General features: G+C 56.5%; 20 protein-coding genes. 10 read left to right on the forward strand and 10 right to left on the reverse strand.

Features of this window, described 5'->3' with window-relative positions:
* Positions 1-2: 2 nt before the first annotated feature.
* From gspL to ACMGG3_RS03240, 6 genes are all read left to right on the forward strand, one after another.
* Entirely contained in the window at positions 3-1,136 is a 1,134-nt protein-coding gene (gspL, locus tag ACMGG3_RS03215; protein WP_410396330.1) for a type II secretion system protein GspL, read from the forward strand.
* Complete coding sequence (gene gspM, locus ACMGG3_RS03220) at positions 1,133-1,618, forward strand: type II secretion system protein GspM (protein ID WP_020884851.1); 486 nt, start codon at positions 1,133-1,135, stop codon at positions 1,616-1,618. The genes gspL and gspM overlap by 4 nt, the downstream gene beginning before the upstream one ends.
* A complete protein-coding gene (locus ACMGG3_RS03225) occupies positions 1,615-2,412 on the forward strand; it encodes a prepilin peptidase (protein WP_410396328.1) in 798 nt (265 codons plus the stop codon). The genes gspM and ACMGG3_RS03225 overlap by 4 nt, the downstream gene beginning before the upstream one ends.
* A gap of 260 nt (positions 2,413-2,672) precedes the next feature.
* A complete protein-coding gene (locus ACMGG3_RS03230) occupies positions 2,673-5,450 on the forward strand; it encodes a glycosyl hydrolase family 18 protein (RefSeq protein ID WP_414149571.1) in 2,778 nt (925 codons plus the stop codon).
* A gap of 137 nt (positions 5,451-5,587) precedes the next feature.
* Positions 5,588-6,028: a type III secretion system invasion protein IagB gene (gene iagB / locus ACMGG3_RS03235; RefSeq protein WP_044857961.1), complete on the forward strand. Its 441-nt coding sequence runs from the start codon at positions 5,588-5,590 to the stop codon at positions 6,026-6,028.
* A 144-nt stretch (positions 6,029-6,172) separates the two neighbouring features.
* Positions 6,173-7,996 (forward strand): glycoside hydrolase family 19 protein, encoded by a 1,824-nt coding sequence (locus ACMGG3_RS03240; protein WP_414149572.1) that lies wholly within the window; start codon positions 6,173-6,175, stop codon positions 7,994-7,996.
* A 62-nt stretch (positions 7,997-8,058) separates the two neighbouring features.
* Here the strand turns inward: ACMGG3_RS03240 and ACMGG3_RS03245 are convergent, their stop codons facing one another.
* The 4 genes from ACMGG3_RS03245 to poxB all read right to left on the reverse strand — a co-directional run bounded on the left by ACMGG3_RS03245 (position 8,059) and on the right by poxB (position 13,370).
* Positions 8,059-9,072, reverse strand: coding sequence for an NAD-dependent epimerase/dehydratase family protein (locus tag ACMGG3_RS03245; RefSeq protein ID WP_020884845.1), 1,014 nt, complete (start codon positions 9,070-9,072; stop codon positions 8,059-8,061).
* Positions 9,073-9,161: 89 nt separating this feature from the next.
* Entirely contained in the window at positions 9,162-10,601 is a 1,440-nt protein-coding gene (locus ACMGG3_RS03250) for a DUF2867 domain-containing protein (RefSeq protein ID WP_414149573.1), read from the reverse strand.
* A 10-nt stretch (positions 10,602-10,611) separates the two neighbouring features.
* Positions 10,612-11,613 (reverse strand): low-specificity L-threonine aldolase, encoded by a 1,002-nt coding sequence (gene ltaE / locus ACMGG3_RS03255; protein ID WP_414149574.1) that lies wholly within the window; start codon positions 11,611-11,613, stop codon positions 10,612-10,614.
* 38 nt (positions 11,614-11,651) lie between these two features.
* Entirely contained in the window at positions 11,652-13,370 is a 1,719-nt protein-coding gene (gene poxB, locus ACMGG3_RS03260) for a ubiquinone-dependent pyruvate dehydrogenase (protein WP_014169348.1), read from the reverse strand.
* A gap of 151 nt (positions 13,371-13,521) precedes the next feature.
* Between poxB and ACMGG3_RS03265 the strand changes: the two genes are divergently transcribed.
* Complete coding sequence (locus tag ACMGG3_RS03265) at positions 13,522-13,956, forward strand: DoxX family protein (RefSeq protein ID WP_032677784.1); 435 nt, start codon at positions 13,522-13,524, stop codon at positions 13,954-13,956.
* 57 nt (positions 13,957-14,013) lie between these two features.
* Here the strand turns inward: ACMGG3_RS03265 and hcr are convergent, their stop codons facing one another.
* The 4 genes from hcr to aqpZ form a co-directional block, all read right to left on the reverse strand.
* Entirely contained in the window at positions 14,014-14,982 is a 969-nt protein-coding gene (gene hcr / locus ACMGG3_RS03270; RefSeq protein ID WP_014169350.1) for an NADH oxidoreductase, read from the reverse strand.
* A 10-nt stretch (positions 14,983-14,992) separates the two neighbouring features.
* Entirely contained in the window at positions 14,993-16,645 is a 1,653-nt protein-coding gene (gene hcp / locus ACMGG3_RS03275; protein WP_032677785.1) for a hydroxylamine reductase, read from the reverse strand.
* A gap of 144 nt (positions 16,646-16,789) precedes the next feature.
* Positions 16,790-17,689, reverse strand: coding sequence for a lysine exporter LysO family protein (locus ACMGG3_RS03280; protein WP_020884841.1), 900 nt, complete (start codon positions 17,687-17,689; stop codon positions 16,790-16,792).
* Positions 17,690-17,855: 166 nt separating this feature from the next.
* Positions 17,856-18,551: an aquaporin Z gene (gene aqpZ / locus ACMGG3_RS03285; protein ID WP_025204573.1), complete on the reverse strand. Its 696-nt coding sequence runs from the start codon at positions 18,549-18,551 to the stop codon at positions 17,856-17,858.
* Between the two features lie 289 nt (positions 18,552-18,840).
* Between aqpZ and ACMGG3_RS03290 the strand changes: the two genes are divergently transcribed.
* On the forward strand, positions 18,841-20,499 hold the full coding sequence (locus tag ACMGG3_RS03290; RefSeq protein WP_014169354.1) for an ATP-dependent endonuclease: 1,659 nt from the start codon (positions 18,841-18,843) through the stop codon (positions 20,497-20,499).
* Here ACMGG3_RS03290 and ACMGG3_RS03295 read toward each other — a convergent pair.
* Complete coding sequence (locus ACMGG3_RS03295; protein ID WP_138013679.1) at positions 20,496-21,452, reverse strand: VirK/YbjX family protein; 957 nt, start codon at positions 21,450-21,452, stop codon at positions 20,496-20,498. The two genes, ACMGG3_RS03290 and ACMGG3_RS03295, sit on opposite strands and share 4 nt — an antisense overlap.
* A 159-nt stretch (positions 21,453-21,611) precedes the next feature.
* On the opposite strand from ACMGG3_RS03295, the gene macA reads away from it, so the two are divergent.
* Both macA and macB read left to right on the forward strand, forming a co-directional pair.
* Positions 21,612-22,727, forward strand: coding sequence for a macrolide transporter subunit MacA (gene macA / locus ACMGG3_RS03300; RefSeq protein ID WP_020884838.1), 1,116 nt, complete (start codon positions 21,612-21,614; stop codon positions 22,725-22,727).
* Positions 22,724-24,664 (forward strand): macrolide ABC transporter ATP-binding protein/permease MacB, encoded by a 1,941-nt coding sequence (macB, locus tag ACMGG3_RS03305; RefSeq protein WP_020884837.1) that lies wholly within the window; start codon positions 22,724-22,726, stop codon positions 24,662-24,664. Before macA ends, macB begins: the two co-directional genes overlap by 4 nt.
* A gap of 70 nt (positions 24,665-24,734) precedes the next feature.
* Here macB and cspD read toward each other — a convergent pair whose 3' ends face one another.
* Complete coding sequence (gene cspD / locus ACMGG3_RS03310; RefSeq protein ID WP_008499993.1) at positions 24,735-24,956, reverse strand: cold shock-like protein CspD; 222 nt, start codon at positions 24,954-24,956, stop codon at positions 24,735-24,737.
* Positions 24,957-25,011 lie beyond the last annotated feature (55 nt).

The following is a 25,011-nucleotide window of genomic DNA, read 5'->3' on the forward strand; positions in this document are numbered from 1 at the left end:
CTATGAAACAGGTACTTTTTGTTCGTCCCGACAGCCGTGAGGGCGGGAAAATAATGTGGTGTGCTTCCGGCAGCCAGCAGGTTGACGTTGTGGAGCGCCTTGACGCGCTGGCAGACCATCCTCTCGCGGCCCGGGTCTGTTTACTGTTGCCCGCGGGCAACATGATCTTCCGCCATTTTACGTTGCCGAAAAAAGTTGCCTCTCAGACGGCGGCGTTCTCGTGGCTGGCGGAAGAGACGCTTATTGGCGAGGTGGACAACCTTCACTGGACGGTGCTTCACAAAAAGGGGGCCGACGTTGACGCGGTGGCGATTGATACCGATCTTCTGCGCGGGTGGTTAGCCCGTTGCCAGGAGGCCGGTTTGAAGGTGATTCAGGTGCTGCCGGATGCCTGGCTGCTGCCGGTGACGGCAGGAGGAAGCACGCTGGTTGCCCTGGATGACCGCTACTGGCTGCGCCTGTCGCCCCATGTCGCCAGCGAAATGGAGGCCAGCCTGCTGCCGCTGCTGATGCAAAAAACCCCAGACGGTGACGTGTGCTGTTACGGCGAACCGCCAGCCGGTGTCGGGGTGGATCTTCTGCACCCGTGGCAGCATCCGCTGGTGTTGATCCAGCCCCAGTGGCAATCCTGTCGGGTCACCCTCCTGCACGGTGAATTCAGCCCGAAGGCAGGGAAAGGCAGCGCGTCTAAAGGAATAAAAATCGCGATGGCGGCGGCGGGCCTGCTGTCTCTCGGGCTGTTGCTGGGCCCGCGGATCGCGATGGCCTGGATGCTGGTACAGCAGGAAAATCGGGTTCAGCAGGAGATCGTTCAGGTTTATCAGCACCATTTTCCCAGCATGCGCCAGCAGACCAATATCAAATACCACTTTGGTCAAAACATGAAAAAGCAGCACAAAGGGGTATTCCTGCAGCTGGATGATCTTGAGCAAGCCAGGCAGGCCGTACCCGCACTTGAGATCTCCCTGCTTGAGTACGATGCGCAACAAAATGCGCTGACCCTGAGCGTCAGTGCGCAAAGCCAGGCCGCGCTGCAGTCGTTTGTGGAGAAAACAGGGGAGCGTTTTGATTTCACCCTACAGCCTGTTTCTACCACTGCACCTTATACCGCCATGATCGCAGGGAAATATAAATGAAAGAGCGAATCACGAAGCTTACGTCGCGTTATCAACAATACAGCATCCGGGAGAAATATATTTTAAAAACCGGTGCCGTTGCCCTCCTGGCCGCGGCTGTTTATTACGCGGGCATGATGCCACTGGATAATATGATTCAAAATAGCAAATCAACGCTGACCCGACAAAAAGAGACGCTGAACTGGATGCGCAGAGAAATAGATAAACACCACCTTCCGGTGATGATCATTAAAACGGATAACCCGCGCACGGTGGTGGAGAATAGCGCTCATGAAATTAACCTTTCCCTGACGGAGGTGCGTCAGGACGGGCAAACCTTATCGTTCGTGGTGAACCGCGTAAACGTGTATGAATTAAAAAACTGGCTGCGGGAAATCAACCAGACCTCCGGCGTCAGGCTGCAAAAAATGAACCTTACACCGGTCGATCACCTCAGTGATGTGAAAGCAGAAGTGCAGCTCACCTGGCGCAAAACCGCATGAACACCGTTGCGCTGATGCGGGAAATCTACCCGGTGGGGTTCCCGGTGATGAGTGCGATCCTGGGCAGCATGGTGGGCAGTTTTCTGGGGGTTGTCGCCGAGCGCGTGCCGGGCATGGTGATGGAGGAGGAAGGCGCGGGCAACTTGCTGTTTCCGGCCTCTCACTGCCCGGTGTGCCAGCATGATCTCGCGGCCTGGGAGAATATCCCGTTGGTCAGCTGGCTAGTATTGCGCGGGCGCTGCAGGCAGTGCGGCACGGCCATCCCGCTGCGCTTATTGATGCTCGAACTCGTCACCGCGCTCTTTTTTGGCCTCACCGCCTTGTGCATTCCGGGCGAACCGGCGTTGTTCTCACTGTGGTTGCTGGCCGCGTTTCTGCTGCCGCTGGCGATGATTGACTGGCAGCATCAGCTGCTCCCTGACTGTCTGACCCAGCCGTTGCTGTGGGCAGGACTGTTGTTACACCTCGTTGACCACACGCTGCCGCTTAAGGATGCGCTGGTGGGGGCGGTGGCTGGCTACCTTTCGCTCTGGTCTCTCTACTGGGCATTTCGTCTGCTTACCGGACGAGAAGGATTAGGCTATGGCGATTTTAAACTTCTGGCGGCGTTAGGCGCCTGGTGCGGCTGGCAGGCACTGCCCACCCTGGAATTGATTGCCGCGTTAAGCGGTATTGTCGGATATTTCGCGACAACACATGCGAATAAAAATAACCGCATTATTTCTTTCGGGCCTTATTTAGCTTTTGCCGGCATGACGATTTTTGTTTATCAGGTTGCCTGTTCCACATTCTGAATACACCGGTCAAGTTTTTTTAGTGATTTTTTCGATTGGGGAATGAAAGGAATACAGTATTTATTCAGCGTATCGTTAAAGACATAAGCTTCACAGAATTCGAGCTTGTATTTTTTAATGGAGGAATACAGCGCGCCACAGAAATAGCGGTTAACGATTATTGCTTAAGTTGAAATTCAAAGTCTGTAAAAAACTATTCCATGTTTTAAAGGAAGACATGGGTCATTAACGTTTACAAATAAATTTATCAGGAAATAAAAATGAAATTTATGAAGCCTAAATATCTGGCGCTTTTCGTTGCAGCGGCGTCCAGCTCTGCCTTCGCGGCGGCGCCAGGTACGCCAACCCTCAGCAGTGGCAATGATAAGTTTGCGATTGTTGAAGTTGACCAGGCAGCGCAAGACTATAACAGCCTTGTGAAAGTCCATGATGGCGCGGATGTGAAAGTTGAGTGGAACGTCTGGAGCGGTGATGCGCCAACCTCGGCGAAAGTGCTTCTGGATGGTCAGGCCGTGTGGAGTGGCGCCGCAAGCGCCTCCGGATCAGCCACCTTCAAAGTGAAAAAGGGCGGACGCTATCAGGAGCAGGTTGAACTCTGTAACGCCAGCGGGTGTTCTAAAAGTGCCAGCAAACTGATCATCGTGGCGGACACGGACGGGAGCCATCTGCTGCCGCTGAACACCACCCTGAAGGAAAATAACAAAACTTTCTCTCAACATACGGACAAAGTGGTGGGTGCCTATTTCCCTGAGTGGGGCGTCTATGGGCGTGAGTTCCCGGTGGATAAAATCCCTGCGGCGAACCTGAACCACATTTTGTACGGTTTCATTCCGATCTGTGGTGGTGATGGCATCAACGACGGGTTAAAAACGGTTGAGAACGGCAACAGCTTCGCCGCGCTGCAGCGCGCCTGTGCGGGCCGTCAGGATTACACCGTGGCCATTCACGATCCGTGGGCGGCATTGCAAAAACCGCAGGCTGGCGTGACCAACTGGGACGACCCCTACAAAGGTAACTTTGGTCAGTTGATGGCGCTGAAAAAAGCCCATCCGGATCTGAAAGTGCTGCCTTCCATTGGCGGCTGGACGATGTCCGATCCATTCTTCCAGATGCATGATTCCGCGATCCGCGCGCGCTTCGTCTCTTCCGTGAAAGAGTTCCTGAAAACCTGGAAATTCTTCGACGGGGTTGATATTGACTGGGAATTCCCGGGGGGTGGTGGCGTGTCGGAAAATCTTGGCAACCCTGCTCAGGACAAAGCCACCTATACTGCGGTGATGCACGATCTGCGCGCGATGCTGAACGAGCTGTCAGCAGAAACGGGCCGTACGTACGAACTGACCACCGCCATTGGTTCCGGTAAAGACAAAATTGAAGACGTGGATTACACCACGGCGCAGCAGTACCTCGACCACATCTTCCTGATGAGCTACGACTTCTACGGCGGCTGGAGCAACACTGATCTCGGCCACCAGGCGGCGCTGCACGGCGCGGAGTGGAAACCGGACACCAACTACACCACTGAAAACGGCGTGAACGCGCTGCTGGAACAGGGCGTGCAGCCGGGCAAGATTGTTGTGGGGGCGGGCATGTACGGTCGCGGCTGGACCGGCGTTCATGGCTACACCGGCGACAATCCGTTCACCGGTACGGCAACGGGCGCGGTCAAAGGCACCTGGGAACCGGGCGTGGTTGACTACCGTCAGATTGCGAACGAGTACAAAGGCAAGCCAGGCTGGGAATACAAATACGATGCCGCGGCAGAAGCGCCGTATCTGTTCAATAAAGCCACCGGCGATCTGATTACCTATGAAGACGCGCGTTCTACCACGGCAAAAGGTAAGTATGTGCTGGCGAAAAACCTGGGCGGTCTGTTCTCCTGGTCCATCGACTCGGACAATGGCGACATCCTCAATGCGATGAACGAAAGCCTGTTGGGCGGCGGTTCAACGCCGGTTGATCCCGTTGTCACCAACCATGCGCCGATCGCTGCGGCTGCCGATCAGACCGTGACCGGGCCTGTTACCGTCACCCTTGATGGCTCTGCGTCTGGCGATCCGGACGGCGACGCCATTACCTATAAGTGGACCCAGATTTCCGGTCCAGCCGTGACCCTTACCAACAGCACGAAAGCCAAAGCCTCCTTCGGCGCGGCGGCAGTGACTCAGAACCAGACGCTCTCCTTCCGCCTGACGGTGAAAGATGCGAAAGGCCTGACGAACGCCATTGATGTTCAGGTCGTGAACAAAGCACCTAAAGCGAACCAGGCACCGGTGGTCAACCCGATGGAAAGCATCACGCTGCAGGCGGGTGAAACCTATGCCCTGCATGCGCAGGCAGCCGATCCGGATGGTGACGCGCTGACCTATGCCTGGAGCGTGCCGGCGGACATGAACGCAACCGGTACTGACACCGCGAACGTGAATATCACCGCACCGGCTGTCGCTTCCGATTCCACCTACACCCTGAGCGTGGTGGTCAGTGACGGTAAAACCAGCGTTCAATCGAACGTGCAGGTTATTGTCACGCCAAAAGCAGCCGATGAGGTCACGCCGCCATCTGACGAGGTAACACCACCAGCCGATGAGGTCACGCCGCCATCTGACGAGGTAACACCACCAGCCGATGAGGTCACGCCGCCATCTGACGAGGTGACACCACCTGCAGATGAGGTCACGCCACCTTCTGATGAAGGCTCTGCCACCGGCAGCTGTGATGCACCTGTTGATGCCAATGCCAGCCAGTACCCGGCCTGGAGTGCGAGCAAAATCTACAACAGTGGTGACACCGTGAGCGCCGACAACCTGGTGTGGAAAGCGAAGTACTGGACACAGGGCAATAAACCCGGCTTTGACGCGGATGCGTGGGAGCTGGTCAGCCAGGTGAAGATGAACTGGCGTTCAGATGTGGTTTACAACGGTGGCGATACGACCACCTACCAGGGGTATGTCTACCGTGCGAAATGGTGGACCCGTGGTGATAAACCAGGTAACAGCGATGTATGGGTGAAAGAAGGCGCGTCAGCAGACTGCAAATAACCTTCTTAGCCTGAGGTTGCGGGTTTGATATCGCCTGCAATCGTTGACCACACCCCGTTTCGGGTGTGGTCAACCCCTTCCGGAATAAGACAGCGTGCGCAAGGAGAAGGATCGTCAGTAAATAAACAGGTAATGAGATGAAACGCTTTTTATTGTTATTGCTTATTTTAAGTCAGAGTGCGACAGCAAATTGCTGGGATAAAGCGGCGCATTATTATCAAGTCGATCCGTATTTATTATATGCCATTGCGCAGGTGGAATCCGGTATGAATCCGAATGCCGTGGGGTGGAATCAGGATGGCTCGCGGGATGTGGGATTAATGCAGATTAACAGCACGCATTTCAGCGAACTGCAGCGCCAGGGCATTGACGAGAACCGGCTTGTGACCGAGCCCTGCACCTCCATTATGGTGGGCGCGTCAATACTGTCGACGATGATCAACGTATATGGCTATAACTGGGAAGCCGTCGGGGCTTATAACGCGGGAGTGAAAAAAGAGAATTATTCAAAGCGTATGAATTATGCCCGCAAGGTCTGGGCGAAATATCAGGAGATAAAACCTCGTTCCTCTTATTAATTCTGCTTTTTGTTTTTTGAAGCGTACCCAGAGGTGCGCTTCAGAAAATGAAAAATTACCGCACTCTTTGGTTTATTTATTAAGGGAATAATACATAAACCGTGATTGCATTAACCCTTGTTGCTATATATAGGATGAGTTGAAATGACCAAAAGGACCTTACTGAGCGTGCTCGTTGCGGGTGCATGCATTGCGCCTTTCATGGCACAGGCTGCGACGCTGCAGGCAACCACCAGCGAGCCGTTCACCCTGAAAGCCAGCGATCTGGCGAAGAAAGAACAGGAACTGACTAACTTTCCACTGATGGCGTCGGTTAAAGACACCATTCGTACGCTGGATAATGCCCAGGTTGAGCTGATTGAGCCAGGCCGTGCAGCGAACCCGGATAACGTCAAACGCGTTGAAGGCATTGTGAAGGCCAGCGACTGGGAATACCTTTTCCCGATGCGAGCACAGTCCTACACCTACAGTAACTTCCTCAAAGCGGTGGGCAAATTCCCGGCGCTGTGTAAGACCTACAACGACGGCCGTGACAGCGACGCCATCTGCCGTAAAGAGCTGGCCACCATGTTTGCCCACTTCGCACAGGAAACCGGCGGTCACGAAAGCTGGCGTCCGGAAGCCGAATGGCGTCAGGCGCTGGTTCACGTTCGCGAAATGGGCTGGACCGAAGGGCAGAAAGGCGGTTACAACGGCGAATGTAATCCTGATATCTGGCAGGGACAAACCTGGCCGTGCGGCAAAGACAAAGACGGCGATTTCGTGAGTTACTTTGGCCGTGGGGCAAAACAGCTGTCTTATAACTACAACTACGGTCCGTTCTCTGAAGCGATGTTCGGCACTGTCCGCACGCTGCTCGACAAGCCGGAGCTGGTGGCTGACACCTGGCTGAACCTGGCAAGCGCCATCTTCTTCTTCGCCTACCCGCAGCCGCCGAAACCGAGCATGCTGCAAGTTATCGACGGCACCTGGCAGCCAAACGATCATGACAAAGCCAACGGCCTGGTTCCGGGCTTCGGCGTGACCACCCAGATCATTAACGGTGGCGTAGAGTGTGGCGGCCCGACTGAGATTGCCCAGTCTGAAAACCGTATCAAGTACTACAAAGAGTTTGCGAAGTACCTGAAAGTGCCTGTCCCGGCAAATGAAGTGCTCGGCTGTGCCAACATGAAGCAGTTCGATGAAGGCGGCGCCGGTGCGCTGAAGATTTACTGGGAGCAGGACTGGGGATGGAGTGCCGATACGCCAGACGGTAAAACCTATTCCTGCCAACTGGTCGGTTATCAGACGCCGTTCAGCGCCTTTAAAGAGGGTGACTACACGAACTGCGTGAAGAAGTTCTATAACGTCAACATTATCAACGATGACGGTTCCGCCGTGACGCCGGACGAGCATCCGGTCACTCCGGCACCGACGCCATCGGAAGATGAAACCCCGGCACCGATTCCGGACGAAACGCCGGCAGAACCGACCGTGGTGAACCACGCACCGGTCGCGCAGATTGCGGGCCCAATCGGTGCGGTGGAAGCGGGCGCGCAGGTATCCCTGAGCGCAGAAGGATCCACTGACCAGGACGGCAACACGCTGACCTACACCTGGCGTTCACAGGATGGCCAGACGGTCACCGGTGAAGACAAGGCGGTGGTGACCTTTACCGCGCCCGAGTCTGCGACGGCTCAACAGTATGAAGTCAGCCTGACCGTGAGCGATGGCGAGCTGAGCAGCACCACTTCCTATCTGCTGAACGTTAAAGCGAAAGCCACGACGCCGTCTGAAAACGACGGTACCTCAGGTGCTTACGCCGCGTGGAGCGCGAACAGCAAGTACAAGGCAGGCGATATCGTGAATAACCACGGTAAACTGTTCCAGTGCAAACCGTTCCCGTACAGCGGCTGGTGTAACAATGCTCCGGCGTACTACGAGCCAGGCGCGGGTCTGGCGTGGTCAGACGCCTGGACGGCGCTGTAAAACAAAACGGCAACCTTCGGGTTGCCGTTTTCGTCTCTGTTCTCTGAGATGAGCGCACTCAATTAGCGATGCAATTTACCGTGGTCACGCAGCCAGGCGGCAGTACGCACAATCCCTTCATCCAGGGAGACAATCGGCTTATACCCCAGTTCGTTCTCTGCGCGGGTGATATCCAGCGTAAAATCAAAGTTGAGCTTTGACACACCGTAGTGCGTCAACGCAGGCTCTTTCGCCGATTTACTCCCAAGACGCTCCATACTGCGGGCAATCATATCCAGCATCGGGTAGGGCACGGAACGAATACGGCAGTCGATTTGCAACTCGTCAATCAACCTTTGCACGATGCTGCGCAGCGTGCAGGGCTCACCGTTGGTGATATTATACGCGCGACCGGAAATCAGGGTATCGCAGTCTGGCTGGCTTGCCAGCCACATGGCGTGGACCGCATTTTCGTAGTACGTCATATCCACCATCGCATCGCCACCGCGGGGCAGCAGCACGCTGCCGTAGTGGTGCATCATCTGCGCCAGACGCGGGATAAACACTTTGTCATGCGGGCCGAACAGGCTCTGAGGACGCAATACGGTAAAACGGGTGTGCGGGTTCGACTGCGCCAGCAGATCGATCACCTCTTCGCTGGCCGCTTTACTGCGGGCAAACTCACAGGCAAAGCGCGCCGGGCGAAAATCTTCCTGCACGTCGCGGTGATGGTGATAGTCGAAATAGAGAGACGGGGAGGAGATATGAATAAAGTTACGCACGCCCCAGGCCACGGCCCATTCACCCAGACGACGGGTGGCACGCACGTTGGCGAGGTCAAAAGCTTCCTGGGTGCCCCACGGGGAGGTAAAACTGGAGCAGTGCCACAGCGTATCAATACCGGCCAGCATCACCTTGGCCTGAGAGGAGACCAGCTCCGTCAGGTCGGCATGGACAAACTCTGCGCCCATTTTTTGCAGCAGTTTACCCATCGCTTCGTTGCGACCGGTGGCCCTGACGCTGATGCCTTTGTTGCGCAGAAACTCGACCGCATTTCGGCCTAAGCCGCTGGTCGCCCCGGTAACCAGTACCTTCATATCAATCCACTGTGTTGAAAAAGAATTTCGTGCGCATTCTTTCGTGAATTACGGCGGGTTGCAATGGGAAAGGTGAAAGAATAAGAGTTTTATTGAGTTATTTTCGTCTTTTGTTCTGCCAGCTGCGCGATACGTTTCGCCATTCCGCGAAAGATAAACAGGTGAGCGGGGATCATTAACAACCAGTAGAAAAGCCCCGGCATACCGTGCGGGTGCCACCAGGCACGAACGTCCAGTTCACGATGGTCGCCTTTGTCTTTTAGCGTAAAGCACAACCGTCCCAGACCGGGCGCTTTCATGCCAAACAGCAGCGCCAGCTGTTTTTCGGGCTCGACGATGATCACCTTCCAGCTGTCAACCGCATCGCCTACCGCAAGATACGGGTGCGCAGGACGGCCTTTCGCCAGCCTGTGTCCTACCAGCAGATCCAGTGCGCCACGGGTTTGCCAGAGGATATTGCCGAAGAAATAGCGTTCTTTGCCGCCAATCTGATTCACCACTTCCCACAGGTCCGCCAGACTGGCCGGGGTGTTCACCGTGCAGCCCGCCTGTTTAGGAAAGTAACCGTATTCAGGCCGCCAGCGGGCAAACGCCTGGGCGTCGTAGCCCCAGTCGCTGGAGTTCATCAGCTGTTCCTCTTCCTTGAGCGTATTGCGTACCGCGTCATCGAAACGGATCAGCGTCTGGGGGATCAGCGCACGCAACGCGCGATCGTCGGCCAGCAGATCGTGTTTGAGCCCCTGGATCAGCGCTTTTGCGGTCGTCGGCGGCACGGACGTAATGACGTTTAAAAACCACACCGAGATCCAGCGGGTAGGGAAGGGAATGGGGATCAGCCAGCGTCGGCGGCCGCTGACACGCATAAAATGTTCGAACTGTTGCTGGTAGCTCAGCACTTCCGGGCCGGCAGCCTCAAGCACACGGTGTTGCTCAGCCGGATGGTCCAGCAGGGCCACCAGATAATGGCGTAAATTTTCCAGCGCAATCGGCGTGGTGCGCGATCGCACCCAGCGCGGCGGGGTAAGCACCGGCAGGTTGTACACCATGTCGCGCATCACTTCGAACGCGGCGGAGCCGGCCCCGACGATGATCCCCGCCCGCAGTTCGGTGACGGGAATATTGGCGCCGCGCAGGGTTTCAGCCGTGAGCTGACGGGCGCGAAGATGATCGGACTGCTCGTTAGCAGGCGCCTGCAGCGAGCTTAAAAAAATCACCTGCTTCACCGGTGTGCGCAACAGCGCGTCGCGGACGTTCATCGCCACCTGACGTTCATGGGCGATAAAATCGCCCCCTTCGCCCATGCTGTGAACAAGGTAGTAAAGCGTGTCGACCCCTTCCAGTAACGCCGGCAGCGTCGTGGGCCAGTTGAGATCGACGTTGTGAAAGGTCACCCCGGGCAGGTGCAGTTTTTGCAGACGCTCCGTGTTGCGTGCCACGGCCAGCACCTGATGTCCCTGCTGACTTAACGCAGTGGTGAGATGCTGACCGATATACCCACTGGCACCGAGTACCAGAATACGTTGCGGCACGCTCTGCTCCTTAGCGCTGTAAAAACGCCTGCCAGTGTTTCACCACGTCTGCCAGCTGCTGACGATTAACGTCCAGGTGCATAACCAGGCGTACCACCGGCGAGGCGTTGATCAACACGCCACGGGCTTTCATAAACTCACCCAGCGCGGCAGCGTGCTCTTCGCCCACGCGAATGAACAGCATGTTGGTATCGTGGCGCATAACGTCTGCACCAATCTCGCGTAGCTGTACGGCCATCCACGCGGCGTTTTCATGGTCGTCTTTCAGGCGGGCCACGTTGTTTTTCAGGGCGTACAGTCCGGCTGCTGCCAGAATACCGGCCTGGCGCATCCCGCCGCCGGTCATCTTACGCCAGCGGACCGCGCGTTTAATGAAGTCCGCATTGCCCACCAGCAGCGAGCCAACGGGCGTCCCCAGCCCTTTAGACAGGCAAATAGTGAACGAATCGCAATACTGCGTGATGTCTTTCAGCTCGCAGCCATACTCCACCACGGCGTTAAAGATGCGCGCGCCGTCCACGTGCAGCCCGAGTTTGCGCTCGCGGGTGAATTCCCACGCTGCTTTCAGGTACTCGCGCGGCAGCACTTTGCCGTTGTGGGTGTTTTCCAGACTGAGCAGCCTGGTGCGGGCGAAATGCACATCATCGACTTTGATTTTCGCCGCGACCTTGTCGAGCGGCAGGGTGCCGTCCGGGGCGGCATCAATCGGCTGAGGCTGAATGCTGCCCAGTACCGCCGCACCGCCTGCTTCGTACAAGTAATTGTGCGCGCCCTGACCGGCAATATACTCTTCACCGCGTTCGCAGTGGCTGAGCAACGCCACCAGGTTGGCCTGGGTGCCGGATGGCAGAAACAGGGCGGCCTCTTTACCGCTTAGCTCGGCGGCATAACGCTGCAGCGCATTCACCGTCGGATCGTCACCGTAGACGTCGTCCCCTACCGGGGCGGCCATCATCTCTTCGAGCATGGCGCGACCCGGACGGGTAACGGTATCACTGCGTAAATCAATCATTTCACATCCCTTTAATTTAAGAGGTTATGTGAAATGTTTTACCTGAGCCAGTTGGTTTTTGCCAGTTCGATTACCTCATCACCGCGTCCGCTGATGATGGCGCGCAGCATATAGAGGCTGAATCCTTTGGCCTGCTCGAGTTTAATCTGCGGTGGGATCGCCAGCTCTTCTTTCGCCACCACCACATCCACCAGTACCGGACCGTCGATGGAGAAGGCGCGCTGCAGGGCTTCATCGACTTCTGAGGCTTTCTCTACGCGAATACCCGTGATGCCGCAGGCTTCAGCGATGCGCGCGAAGTTGGTGTCGTGTAGCTCGGTGCCGTCCGTCAGATAGCCACCTGCCTTCATCTCCATCGCCACAAAGCCCAGCACGCTGTTGTTAAAGACCACGATTTTCAGCGGGAGCTTCATCTGCACAACCGACAGGAAATCGCCCATCAGCATGCTGAACCCGCCGTCGCCGCACATCGCCACCACCTGACGCTCTGGTGCGGTGGCCTTGGCCCCCAGCGCCTGCGGCATGGCGTTGGCCATCGAACCGTGGTTGAACGACCCCAGCAGACGGCGTTTGCCGTTCATCTTCAGATAGCGTGCCGCCCAGACGGTCGGGGTGCCCACGTCGCAGGTAAAGATGGCGTCGTCGTCCGCGAAATGGCTAATTTGCTGCGCCAGATACTGGGGATGAATGGCTTTGTCGCTCGGTTTGGCAAGATCGTCCAGTCCTTTGCGTGCATCGCGGTAATCACTGAGGGCTTTGTCGAGGAACTTCCGGTCGGTTTTTTCTTCCACCAGCGGCAGCAGGGCGGCGAGGGTGGATTTGATGTCTCCTACCAGCGCCATATCGACTTTGCTGTGGGCACCAATACTGCCCGGGTTAATATCAATCTGAATGATTTTGGCATCCGTCGGGTAAAACGCGCGGTAAGGGAACTGGGTGCCGAGCAGGATCAGCGTGTCGGCATTCATCATGGTGTGGAAACCGCTGGAAAAACCGATCAGTCCGGTCATGCCCACGTCATACGGATTGTCATATTCGACGTGCTCTTTGCCGCGCAGGGCGTGAACAATCGGGGATTTTAACTTGCCGGCAAATTCCACCAGCTCTTTGTGCGCGCCTGCACAGCCACTGCCGCACATCAGGGCGATATTGCTGGAGTAACGCAGCAGCTGCGCGAGCTTTTTGAGCTCTTCTTCAGCCGGCGTGATGACAGGCTGTGGGGCGTGATACCAGTGCGAGCTGGCACCTTCAGGCGCGGCCTTCAGCGCCACGTCACCGGGAATAACGACCACCGAAACACCGCGGTTAAGCACGGCTTTGCGCATTGCAATGGCCAGAACCTGAGGGATCTGTTCTGGTGAGGAAACTAATTCGCAATAGTGGCTGCATTCACGGAACAGCTCCTGAGGATGCGTCTCCTGAAAATAGCCGCTGCCGATTTCGGAAGAAGGGATGTGAGCGGCAATCGCCAGGACCGGTACGTGATTGCGGTGGCAGTCAAACAGGCCGTTGATCAAGTGAAGGTTGCCCGGTCCGCACGATCCGGCGCAGACGGCCAGTTCACCCGTCACCTGCGCTTCCGCACCAGCCGCGAAGGCGGCAACCTCTTCATGACGGGTTGGCATCCATTCAATGGTCTTCATTTTATTGAGGCTATCGCTCAGCCCGTTCAGGGAGTCGCCGGTTACGCCCCAGATGCGCTTTACGCCTGCCTGCTCGAGGGTTTTTGCTATGTATGCAGCCACGGTTTGTTTCATGGGTGTCCATCTCCTTTAAGTGATATCGCTTACAAGCTTAGAAGAAAGTCACTGTATTGCCGCGCTTTCCCCCTTATTAAAAGGTGCTTTTCACCCGCAATGATTCGGCATAATCTGGTCATCACACAGATGAAAACAGGAATCATTTCAAATGGTTAAATCATTGTTAATTGCTGTTAATGAAAAGCTATCATGTGACGACGCCGGCAAACTCTTGTTACGACTTGCCGTCGGTGGGCTGATGCTTTTTCACGGTTTACACAAGTTATTGGGTGGCGTGGGGTTCATCAGCGGCATGCTGGTGGAAAAAGGCTTACCGGGGTTTATCGCCTACGGCGTGCTCATTGGCGAAGTGGTGGCGCCTGTCCTGATTATCGTGGGGCTTTTTACGCGCCCGGCGGCGCTGGTGCTGGCGTTTACCATGATTGTGGCGTGGCTGATGGTCGGGACGGGGGAAACCTTTGCGCTGGACGCGGTAGGTGCCTGGGCGATTGAGAGCCTGGTGTACTTCTTTATCGGTGCGCTGGCGGTAGCATGCTTAGGCGCTGGGCGTTTTGCGTTGGGGAAAGCGCCGGTCTGGCGGTAGGCGTACTAACCGGGGGTAAACGCGAGCGCTTACCCCCGTCATTCGCGCGTTGGCTGATTACGCCAGCACAAGATCGCCCTGTGGATGACACGAGCACGCCAGCACGTATCCGTCGGCGATTTCTGCCTCGGTCAGGGTCATTGTGCTCGTCACGGTGTACTCACCGGAGACCACTTTGGTCTTGCAGCAGCCACATACACCAGCACGGCATGCTGCCACCACCGGCACGTTGTTGCTTTCCAGCGCGTCCAGTAGCGTGGTGCCGACCCGGCCAAAGAAGGTCTGAGCAGGCTGCAGCCTGGTGAACGTAATTCCGCTGGTTGCCGCTTCCGCCACCGGGGTGAAGAACTGCTCTTTGAAGAAGCGGGTCACGCCCAGCGCTTTCACGTCCTGCTCAACGATATCCATATACGGCGCCGGCCCACAGGTCATCACGGTACGATCCGCGAGGTCCGGGACGCTTTGCAGCAGTTCACGGCTCAGACGCCCGGCGACAAAACCGTGGGTTGCGTTATGTTCCGCCACCAGCGTCACCGGATAGTTACGCCACTCTTCGGCAAAGATCACATCTTCCGGCGAGCGCACGCTGAAGATCACCTGAACATCTGCCTGCGGACGGTTTTTCGCCAGCCAGCGACGCATTGACATGATCGGCGTGACGCCGCACCCGGCGGCCAGCAGCAGGAATTTATCTTCCGCTTTATCGTCACAGGTGAAATCCCCGTGTGCGTCGGACAGCCAGAGGTAATCCCCGCGCTTCACGTCCCGGGTCAGCCACTGCGAGCCTGCGCCATCATCGATACGGCGGATAGTGAGCGTGATGTACTCGCTCACGCCCGGGGTTGAGGAGATCGTGTAGGCGCGCAGCGTGTCCGCTGAGTTGCGGACACTGACCAGCGCATATTGACCTGCACGGTACGGATAGTAGTCATGGCACAGCAGGGACAGCGTCCACACATCCGGCGTCTCCTGATGGATGTGATGAACCTGCATCCGCCACGGACATTGTGAGGTTGGCATGGTCATGAATAACTCCTTACGCGCTCAGCAGCTGCTGCATATCTTCTTCTACGGTGGTCACGGAACGCAGACCAAACTTCTCGTTCAGCACGGCCAGCAGATCCGGTGTCAGGAAGCCGGGTGCGGTTGGGCCGGTCACAATGTTGGTCACGCCGAGAGAGAGCAGGGTCAGCAGGATGACAATCGCTTTCTGTTCAAACCAGGAGAGCACCAGCGACAGCGGCAGATCGTTGACGCCGCAGCCCAGTTTTTCCGCCAGCGTGACGGCCAGAATGATGGCAGAGTAGGCGTCGTTACACTGACCCGCATCGACCAGACGTGGCAAACCTTCAATGTTGCCGAAGTCCAGCTTGTTGAAACGGTATTTACCACACGCCAGCGTCAGGATCAGGCAATCTTCCGGTACGCTGGTGGCGAAATCGGTGAAGTAGTTACGCTCACCGCGCGCGCCGTCACAGCCGCCAATCAGGAAGATATGGCGCAGTTTTTCACGGCTCACGAGGTCAATCAGTGAATCCGCGGCCCCGAGCAGGGTTTCGCGACCAAAGCCGACGGTGATCAGATGTTCGATTTCGCTGTACGGGAAGCCACCCATCTGCTGCGCCTGGGCAATGACCGGGCCGAAATCATCCCCTTCCAGGTGGCTCACACCCGGCCAGCCAACGATGCTGCGGGTCCAGATGCGGTCGTCATACGCGCCAACGGTGGGGTCGATGATGCAGTTAGAGGTCATGACGATGGGGCCCGGGAAACGGGCGAACTCAACCTGCTGGTTCTGCCAGCCGCTGCCGTAGTTCCCGACCAGGTGTTTAAATTTACGCAGTTCCGGGTAGCCGTGTGCGGGCAGCATTTCGCCGTGGGTATAGACGTTAACGCCCGTGCCTTCGGTCTGCTTCAGCAGGTTATAGAGGTCTTTCAGGTCATGGCCGGAGATCAGGATGCACTTGCCTTCGGTCGCTTTAACGTTAACCTGCGTCGGCGTCGGGTGGCCGTAGGTGCGGGTTTCACCGGCATCCAGAATACGCATCACGTTGAAGTTCATCTGGCCGATTTCCATTGAACATTCGAGCAGCGGATTCATCTCGGCAGGCCAGGTACCCAGCCACGCCATGATTTTGTGGTACTGAGCATAGATAGCGTTATCGTACTGGCCCAGAACGTGTGCGTGTTCCATATAGGCCGCGGCCCCTTTCAGGCCGTACAGGCAGAGCAGACGCAGGCCGAGAATGTTCTCGCCAATCGCCGCTTTATCTTTGTTGGGGGTGAATTCTGCTGCCTGACGCTGCAGCTCGCCCAGGTCATCGCTCACCAGCTGCAGGTCTGCCATTGGGTTTTCTACCCGTGCGTTGGCATCGGCGCTCAGGCACTGCGCTTTGAGCGCTTCACGCAACGCAATCGCTTCGCGGGCATAGCCGACGATGCGCGGGGAATCAAAGTTAACGTTAGTCAGCGTGGAGAAAAAGGCGCGGGGGGCGAAACTGTCTACATAGTGGTCAATAATGCCATATTCGCGGGCCTTGAATGCCCATGCGGAAAGGCCTTGCAGGGCGGCAATCAGCAGATCCTGCAGGTCTGATGTTTCTGCGGTTTTGCCGCACATACCTTGCGCATAAGAGCAGCCATTGCCTGCCGGGGTACGGATGGTTTGTTCACATTGCACACAAAACATAATCACACCTGTTAAAGTTATATTTGATATACATGTTTGAGGTTATGCCTGTGACTGAACGGTGAAAAGGGCTTTCTTCTACAAAATAGAGGGAGATTGATTTAGCGCAATTTTGGCGGCAGAAAGCCTACCGCCAGAGGAGTATCAGGCGGAGAAAAACGCCATCAGAACGGGAACCAGCAGGCTCAAAATAAAGCCGTGTACGATGGCGGCAGGCACCATCTCCAGCCCACCTGAACGCTGCAGAACCGGCAGGGTAAAGTCCATCGACGTGGCGCCACACAGCCCCAGTGCGGTCGAGCGACTGCGGCGCACCAGGCCCGGGATCAGCATAATGGCAATTAATTCCCGCGCCAGGTCGTTAAAGAAGGCGGCGCTCCCGATGACCGGACCGAACGATTCGGTCAGCAGAATACCGGAAAGGGAATACCAGCCAAATCCGGAGGCCATTGCCAGACCGGTTTTTAACGGCAGGCCGAGAATAAAAGCGTTAATCACGCCCGCCACCAGTGAGCTAATGACAACGATAACCGCGACGATCATTCCACGGCGATTAAGGACAATCTGTTTCAACGTCATGCCATTATTTCGTAGCTGAATACCGATAAGGAACAGCAGGAAAATGAGGGTATATTCACTGGCTTCCGTCGCGTGCTGTAAAAAATTCCATCCGCTCAGCCCAAGAACAAAACCCAGCACCACGACGCCGCATAATTTTAAAGATTCCAGCGCCATTGCAATTCGTGACGGCAGTTTTTCCTGATGGTGGTGATTTTTCCACGGAATAGTGCGCTCAAGCCAGAAAAGTGCGGCAATATTGCACAGCAAAATAACGGCGCAGGTGACGACAGAATAATGCAGGATCGCCAGCAGATTGGTGGCCAGATTATCCAGAAACGCCAGGCTTATCCCCATAAAGAAAAGAATGACGTAGACAATCCAGCTCAGAAAACGGTTGATAAGCCGTAACGCGGATTCGCGATGCAGCGGGATAAGGTAGCCCACAATCAGAGGCAGCAGAATGATGAGGAGTCCTGAAAACATGAACAACGGGTCCTTGTGAGTATCTGTTAAGCGCCAGAGACACTACCCAATAAACGTTGTCAGGTAAAGGAGCAACAAAAAAGCCGGGTGGCAGCAACGCCTGACCCGGCCTGAGTGTTGTCATGCAGGTCGGGTAAGCGTAAGTGCTACCCGACTGCACACGCAATTAATCGCGTTTTTCCAGCAGGGTGCGATACAGCACGCCGCCCAGAATACCGCCGATGATTGGCATTACCCAGAACAGCCACAGCTGCTCAAGCGCCCAGCCGCCCTGGAAAATAGCGACGGCAGTACTGCGCGCCGGGTTTACGGAGGTGTTGGTGACCGGAATAGAGATCAGGTGGATAAGCGTCAGCGCCAGACCAATGGCAATAGGAGCGAAGCCCGCCGGGGCGTGTTTGTCGGTTGCGCCGTGGATCACCAGCAGGAAGCCTGCGGTCAGCACAATTTCAATCACGATGGCAGAGAGCATGGAGTAACCGCCAGGGGAGTGTTCGCCGAAACCGTTTGAGGCGAAGCCGCTTGCGGCGGCGTCAAAGCCGGCTTTACCGCTGGCAATAACGTACAGAACCGCTGCAGCAATAATCCCGCCAACAACCTGGGCCACAATATAACCAATGACTTCTTTAGCAGGGAAACGACCGCCCGCCCATAAACCTAATGTCACCGCCGGGTTAAAATGACCACCGGAAATATGACCCACGGCGAACGCCATGGTTAATACGGTTAAACCGAATGCCAGCGCAACGCCGACAAAACCAATACCTAATTCCGGAAATGCTGCTGCCAGAACGGCGCTACCGCAGCCACCAAACACCAGCCAGAATGTACCAAAGCATTCTGCTGCTAATTTTCTAAACATAACCACCTCAATAATAAACTTCACACGCGTTCCTGCGTGCGGGATATCGTCAAAAAAGGGATGACGACTCAAAGAGCCATTATTTTAAAAACAAAAACATCCCTTCGCCACTAAAATTAATTCGGTTAATTTGATTTATGGCAACGTGATGTCATTCCTTGTTCAAATCGACGGTAAATAGAGCATAGACCAATTCTCTACAGCACGAAGGTTGTGCTGTCGTGACAAAGTTCCTGCCGCTATACTGCTGATAACTTAAAGGAAAAAGTGATCATCTCGCGGGGGATTTATGCTTCTCGAACGTGTGGAAATTGTTGGGTTCCGCGGTATTAACCGCCTGTCGCTGCAGCTTGAGCAGAACAACGTCCTGATCGGTGAGAACGCGTGGGGTAAGTCCAGCCTGCTGGATGCGCTGACGCTGCTGCTTTCGCCCGAAGACGATCTGTATCACTTTGCCCATGATGATTTCTGGTTTCCTCCCGGCGATGTGAATGGCCGCGAAAAACACCTGCACATTATTCTGACGTTCCGCGAATCCGAGCCGGGGCGTCACCGCGTGCGTCGCTTCCGGCCGTTATCACCCTGCTGGGTCCCGTGCGACGACGGTTTCCACCGGATTTTCTACCGGCTGGAAGGTGAGATGGCAGAAAACGAGGGCGTATTAACCCTGCGTGATTTCCTCGATGAGAAAGCCAACCCTATTCCGCTGGATGACATCGACGACCTGGCTCGCCACCTGATTCGCCTGATGCCGGTGTTGCGCCTGCGTGATGCGCGTTTTATGCGGCGGATCCGCAACGGCACCGTGCCGAATATGCCGGAAGTGGAAGTGACCGCCCGCGAGCTGGATTTCCTGGCGCGAGAGCTGGTGGCGCGTCCGCAAAATCTGACCGATGGTCAAATCCGCCAGGGGTTGTCGGCAATGGTACAACTGCTGGAACACTATTTTTCCGAGCAGGGGACGTCGGAGTCGCGCCATCGTCTGATGCGCCGCCGCTCTCACGATGAACAACGCAGCTGGCGTTACCTCGATATCATTAACCGGATGATCGACAGGCCCGGTGGCCGTACCCATCGGGTGATTTTGCTGGGGCTGTTTTCGACGCTCTTACAGGCCAAGGGCACCGTTCGTCTCGACCGTGACGCCCGCCCGCTGCTGCTGGTGGAAGACCCGGAAACGCGCCTGCACCCGATCATGCTCTCGGTGGCGTGGCACCTGTTGAATCTGCTGCCGCTGCAGCGCGTAACCACCACCAATTCCGGCGAGCTATTGTCGCTGACCCCGGTTGAACACGTCTGCCGTCTGGTACGTGAGTCTTCCCGCGTCACCGCCTATCGCCTCGGGCCGGGCGGGATGAACGCGGAAGAGGGGCGCCGTATCTCGTTCCACATCCGCTTTAATCGTGCGTCGTCGCTGTTCGCCCGCTGCTGGCTGCTGGTTGAGGGAGAAACGGAAACCTGGGTTATCAACGAACTGGCGCGTCAGTGCGGACACCATTTTGATGCCGAAGGTATCAAGGTCATCGAATTTGCCCAGTCGGGGATCAAGCCGCTGATCAAATTCGCCCGACGGATGGGCATTGAATGGCATGTGCTGGTGGATGGTGACGAAGCGGGAAAAAAATATGCCGCGACCGTGCGTGGCCTGCTGAATAATGAGCGCGAAGAAGAGCGCGACCACCTAACCATGCTGCCGGCCATGGACATGGAGCACTTTATGTACCGTCAGGGGTTCGACGACGTGTTCCACCGGATTGCGATGGTGCCGGTGGATGTGCCAATGAACATGCGGCGCGTGATTGCCAAAGCCATCCACCGCTCTTCAAAACCTGATTTAGCGATTGAGGTGGCGACGGAAGCGGGGAGACGTGGCGTGGAGTCCGTGCCGACGCTGCTGCGCAAGATGTTCTCCCGCGTGCTGTGGCTGGCACGCGGGAAAGCGGATTAAGCGCGGGTCGCCTGCGTGACGTGTTGCGTCAGGCTGTCCAGTAGCGCATAGCGGCGGCGGTACTCAGCGCGCTTTTTGCTCGCAATCTCTTCCATCGGCTTACGGGGCATGGCGAGCGGTAGCATGAAGTGGCCGTTATCCTGTTTTTGTCCGCCGAGGGAGAGCCAGAAGCTGTCATAATCGGCCAGCAGTTTTCCCTCTTTTTTCTTGCGATAACGCCAGCTGCGGTAGATATGCGTGGCGTTACTCACCGCGACAATATGCTCAACCGGGAAAGCTGCGCCAAGCGTCATTGCCGTTTCAACCAGCAGGCGTTTCGGGAACAGGCCGTGACATGCTTTTGTCGCCCCCTGGATCAGTTCATGTGGAACGTGTGCTTTTGCCCCCTGCAGGCCGCCGATGAACAGCGTTGTTTTTCCTTCAAACGGGCACAGCGTGAAGGTCATTTCCGCCAGCACGGTATTCTGATGGTTACAAAAGACGAGGGTGGCTTCACCCTCTTTATCCATGAAGGCGTCGGCGCACAGGCGCACAGTAAACTGCTGTTCGTCTTTTCCGGTCAGGGTCAGCAGGGTTGCCCCCTGCGGTGAAAGGTAACCCTTGACCAGCGTTGCCGGAAGCTGGCGCGTCATGGTCTGGTAGTGCCAGGTCAGCGATTCCAGCGCCTGTCGGCGATCCATGTCCACCGTTAACCACGGGCGGTGCAGGCGGCACGGCAGCCCCGGCTGCACCTGCAACATTTGCATCAGGCGCGGCTGCTTTGCCAGCTCTGACAGCAGACGCGTGGTGCTGAACGGTGTCATCAGCGAACGGAGCATGAACTTACGTCGATAAGCGGGGTTTTGCCATGCCAGCCCCGGAGTGATCTTACCGAAGGCCAGATTATTGAAGAGCTGCCAGCCGGATTTAGGCTGGGGCTGATGAGAAATAAGTGTATCGACGATGGAAGACATGTTAGATCCTGCTTCTGAAGGAAGGGCTCTATTTCAGCAGGCGAAATTTCAATAACTCATCAACAAATTGAGGCGATTTCGGTGCGCGGGGGTTTCGTTGAGGAGTCGTTTAGATAGAATCAACGTTTATAATTGCCAGAACATTTATTTGGAATATTTATGAACCTCAAGGGAAAACGCAGAACGTGGTTTCTGCTGCTGGCGGTAATTGTTATCGGGGGAGGGTTCTGGCTATGGCAGATCCTGAATGCCCCTGTACCACAGTATCAAACACTGATTGTCCGTCCGGGCGAGCTGCAGCAAAACGTGCTGGCGACGGGAAAACTGGATGCCCTGCGCAAGGTTGACGTGGGTGCACAGGTAAGCGGTCAGTTGAAAACGCTCTCGGTTGAGATTGGCGACAAGGTGAAAAAAGGCCAGCTGCTGGGCGTTATCGATCCTGAGCAGGCGCAAAACCAGATCCGTGAGGTGGAAGCCACGCTCATGGAACTGCGTGCCCAGCGTGCACAGGCGCAGGCTGAGCGTAACCTGGCCCAGGTGACGTTAACGCGTCAGCAGGCGCTGGCCAAAACGCAGGCCATCTCGAAACAAGATTTAGACACTGCTGCCACCGAGCTGGCGGTTAAGCAGGCGCAGATCGGGACTATCGATGCGCAGATCAAGCGCAACCAGGCCTCGCTGGACACGGCCAAAACCAACCTCGACTATACGCAGATTGTGGCGCCCATGGCCGGGGAAGTGACTCAAATTACCACGCTGCAGGGGCAAACGGTGATTGCGGCGCAGCAGGCGCCCAACATTCTGACCCTGGCGGACATGAGCACCATGCTGGTGAAAGCCCAGGTCTCAGAGGCGGATGTTATTCATCTGAAACCGGGGCAGAAAGCCTGGTTTACCGTCCTCGGCGATCCTCAGACGCGCTATGAAGGCGCGCTAAAAGACATTCTGCCGACGCCGGAAAAAGTGAACGATGCCATCTTCTACTATGCGCGCTTCGAGGTACCTAACCCGCAGGGCGTGTTGCGTCTGGATATGACCGCACAGGTGCACATTCAGCTTACCGGCGTGAAAAATGTGCTCACCATTCCTCTCTCTGCGCTGGGTGAATCCACCGGCGAGAGCCGCTATAAAGTGAAAGTGCTGCGCAACGGCGAAACGCGTGAGCGAGAAGTGGTCATTGGTGCACGTAATGACACCGACGTGGTGGTGGTCAAAGGGCTGGAAGAGGGTGAGGAGGTTGTCACCAGCGAAAGCCTGCCCGGAGCCGCTAAATGACGGCGTTGCTTGAGCTGAATGACATTCGTCGCAGCTATCCGTCGGGTGATGGCCCGGTTGAGGTGCTGAAGGGGATCACCCTGCGCGTCGAAGCGGGCGAGATGGTGGCGATTGTCGGTGCGTCCGGCTCCGGTAAATCGACGCTGATGAATATTCTCGGCTGTCTGGACAGACCCACCAGCGGCACCTATCGGGTGGCCGGTATGGATGTTTCCACGCTGGACGGTGACGCGCTGGCAAAACTGCGGCGGGAACATTTCGGTTTTATCTTCCAGCGTTACCATCTGCTCTCTCACCTGACGGCGGCGCAGAACGTCGAAGTGCCGGCGGTCTATGCCGGCGTCGAGCGGAAAAAACGCCTTGAGCGCGCCCAGATGCTGCTGACGCGTCTGGGGCTGGCGGAGCGGGTGGAGTACCAGCCCTCGCAGCTCTCCGGCGGCCAGCAGCAGCGTGTCAGTATCGCACGCGCGCTGATGAACGGCGGTCAGGTGATCCTCGCAGATGAACCGACCGGGGCGCTCGACAGCCATTCGGGTGAAGAGGTGATGGCGATCCTTCACCAGCTTCGCGATCAGGGGCATACGGTCATCATCGTTACCCACGATCCGCAGGTGGCTGCACAGGCCGAGCGCATCATTGAGATCCGCGACGGAGAGCTGGTCAGCAACCCGCCGGCGCGACACGCCCGGGCGGCGGCGCCGAAAGAAGTCCTGCCGGCGTCAACCGGCTGGGGACAATTTTCCAGCGGGTTTCGTGAGGCGCTGACCATGGCCTGGCTGGCGATGGCCGCCAATAAAATGCGCACCCTGTTGACCATGCTGGGCATCATCATTGGTATCGCCTCGGTGGTGTCGATTGTGGTCGTGGGCGACGCGGCCAAACAGCTGGTGCTGGCGGATATTCGGGCCATCGGGACCAACACCATTGATGTCTATCCCGGCAAAGATTTTGGCGATGACGAGCCGCAGTATCAGCAGGCGCTGAAGTATGACGATCTGGCGGCTATCCAGAAGCAGCCGTGGGTGAATTCGGCCACGCCGGCGGTCTCACAAAACCTCCGTCTGCGGGTAGGCAATGTTGACGTTGCTGCCAGCGCCAACGGCGTCAGCGGCGATTACTTTAACGTCTATGGCATGACCTTCAGCGAAGGTGCCACCTTCAACGCCGAGCAGTTAGCGGGCCGGGCGCAGGTGGTGGTGCTTGATGCCAACTCGCGCCGGCAGCTCTTCCCCAATAAAACCAACGTGGTGGGCGAGGTTATCCTGGTCGGAAACATGCCTGCGACGGTGATTGGCGTGGCGGAAGAGAAACAGTCGATGTTTGGCAGCAGCAAGATCCTGCGCGTCTGGCTGCCCTATACCACCATCTCCGGGCGGATTATGGGGCAGTCCTGGCTGAACTCCATCACCGTTCGCGTGAAGGAGGGCTACGACAGCGCGCAGGCCGAGCAACAGCTGGAACGGCTGCTGACGTTGCGTCACGGGAAGAAAGATTTCTTCACCTGGAATATGGACGGTCTCTTGAAAACGGCGGAAAAGACCACACGTACTCTTCAGCTGTTCCTGACGCTGGTGGCGGTGATCTCGCTGGTGGTTGGCGGTATCGGGGTGATGAATATCATGCTGGTATCGGTCACGGAACGTACCCGGGAGATTGGCATCCGCATGGCAGTCGGTGCCAGAGCCAGCGATGTGCTGCAGCAATTTTTGATTGAAGCGGTGCTGGTGTGTCTGGTGGGCGGCGCGATGGGCATTGCGCTGTCGATGATGATCGCGTTTGCTCTGCAGCTTTTTTTACCCGGCTGGGAGATTGGTTTCTCGCCGGTGGCCATTCTTACCGCATTTTTGTGTTCGACTTTTACCGGCATTTTGTTTGGCTGGCTGCCTGCCCGCAATGCGGCGCGTCTGGATCCTGTGGATGCGTTGGCTCGCGAATAGGCTGAAAATAAAAATGCCAGCCGATCGGGCTGGCATTTTGACGGCGGGATGTACACAATAAAACAGAGAGCTATGCGACCGTTTCTGCTTCAATGGGTACGATCAGGCTTGCATGATTGCCTTTTGGTCCCTGGTGTACATCGAACCGGACGGACTGCCCGGCTTTTAGCGTTCTGTAACCATCCATCTGAATGGTGGAATAGTGAGCGAAGATATCCTCGCCGCCGCCTTCGGGGCAGATGAAGCCAAACCCTTTGGCGTTGTTGAACCACTTAACAGTACCCATTTCCATGCTTCGACATCCTTCGTAAATCTTATAAGTTAAGATGGAATGAACCGGTGGTGGA

This window comes from Enterobacter sp. BNK-18, from assembly GCF_047456135.1.
GTDB classification, from domain to species: Bacteria; Pseudomonadota; Gammaproteobacteria; order Enterobacterales; family Enterobacteriaceae; genus Enterobacter; species Enterobacter ludwigii.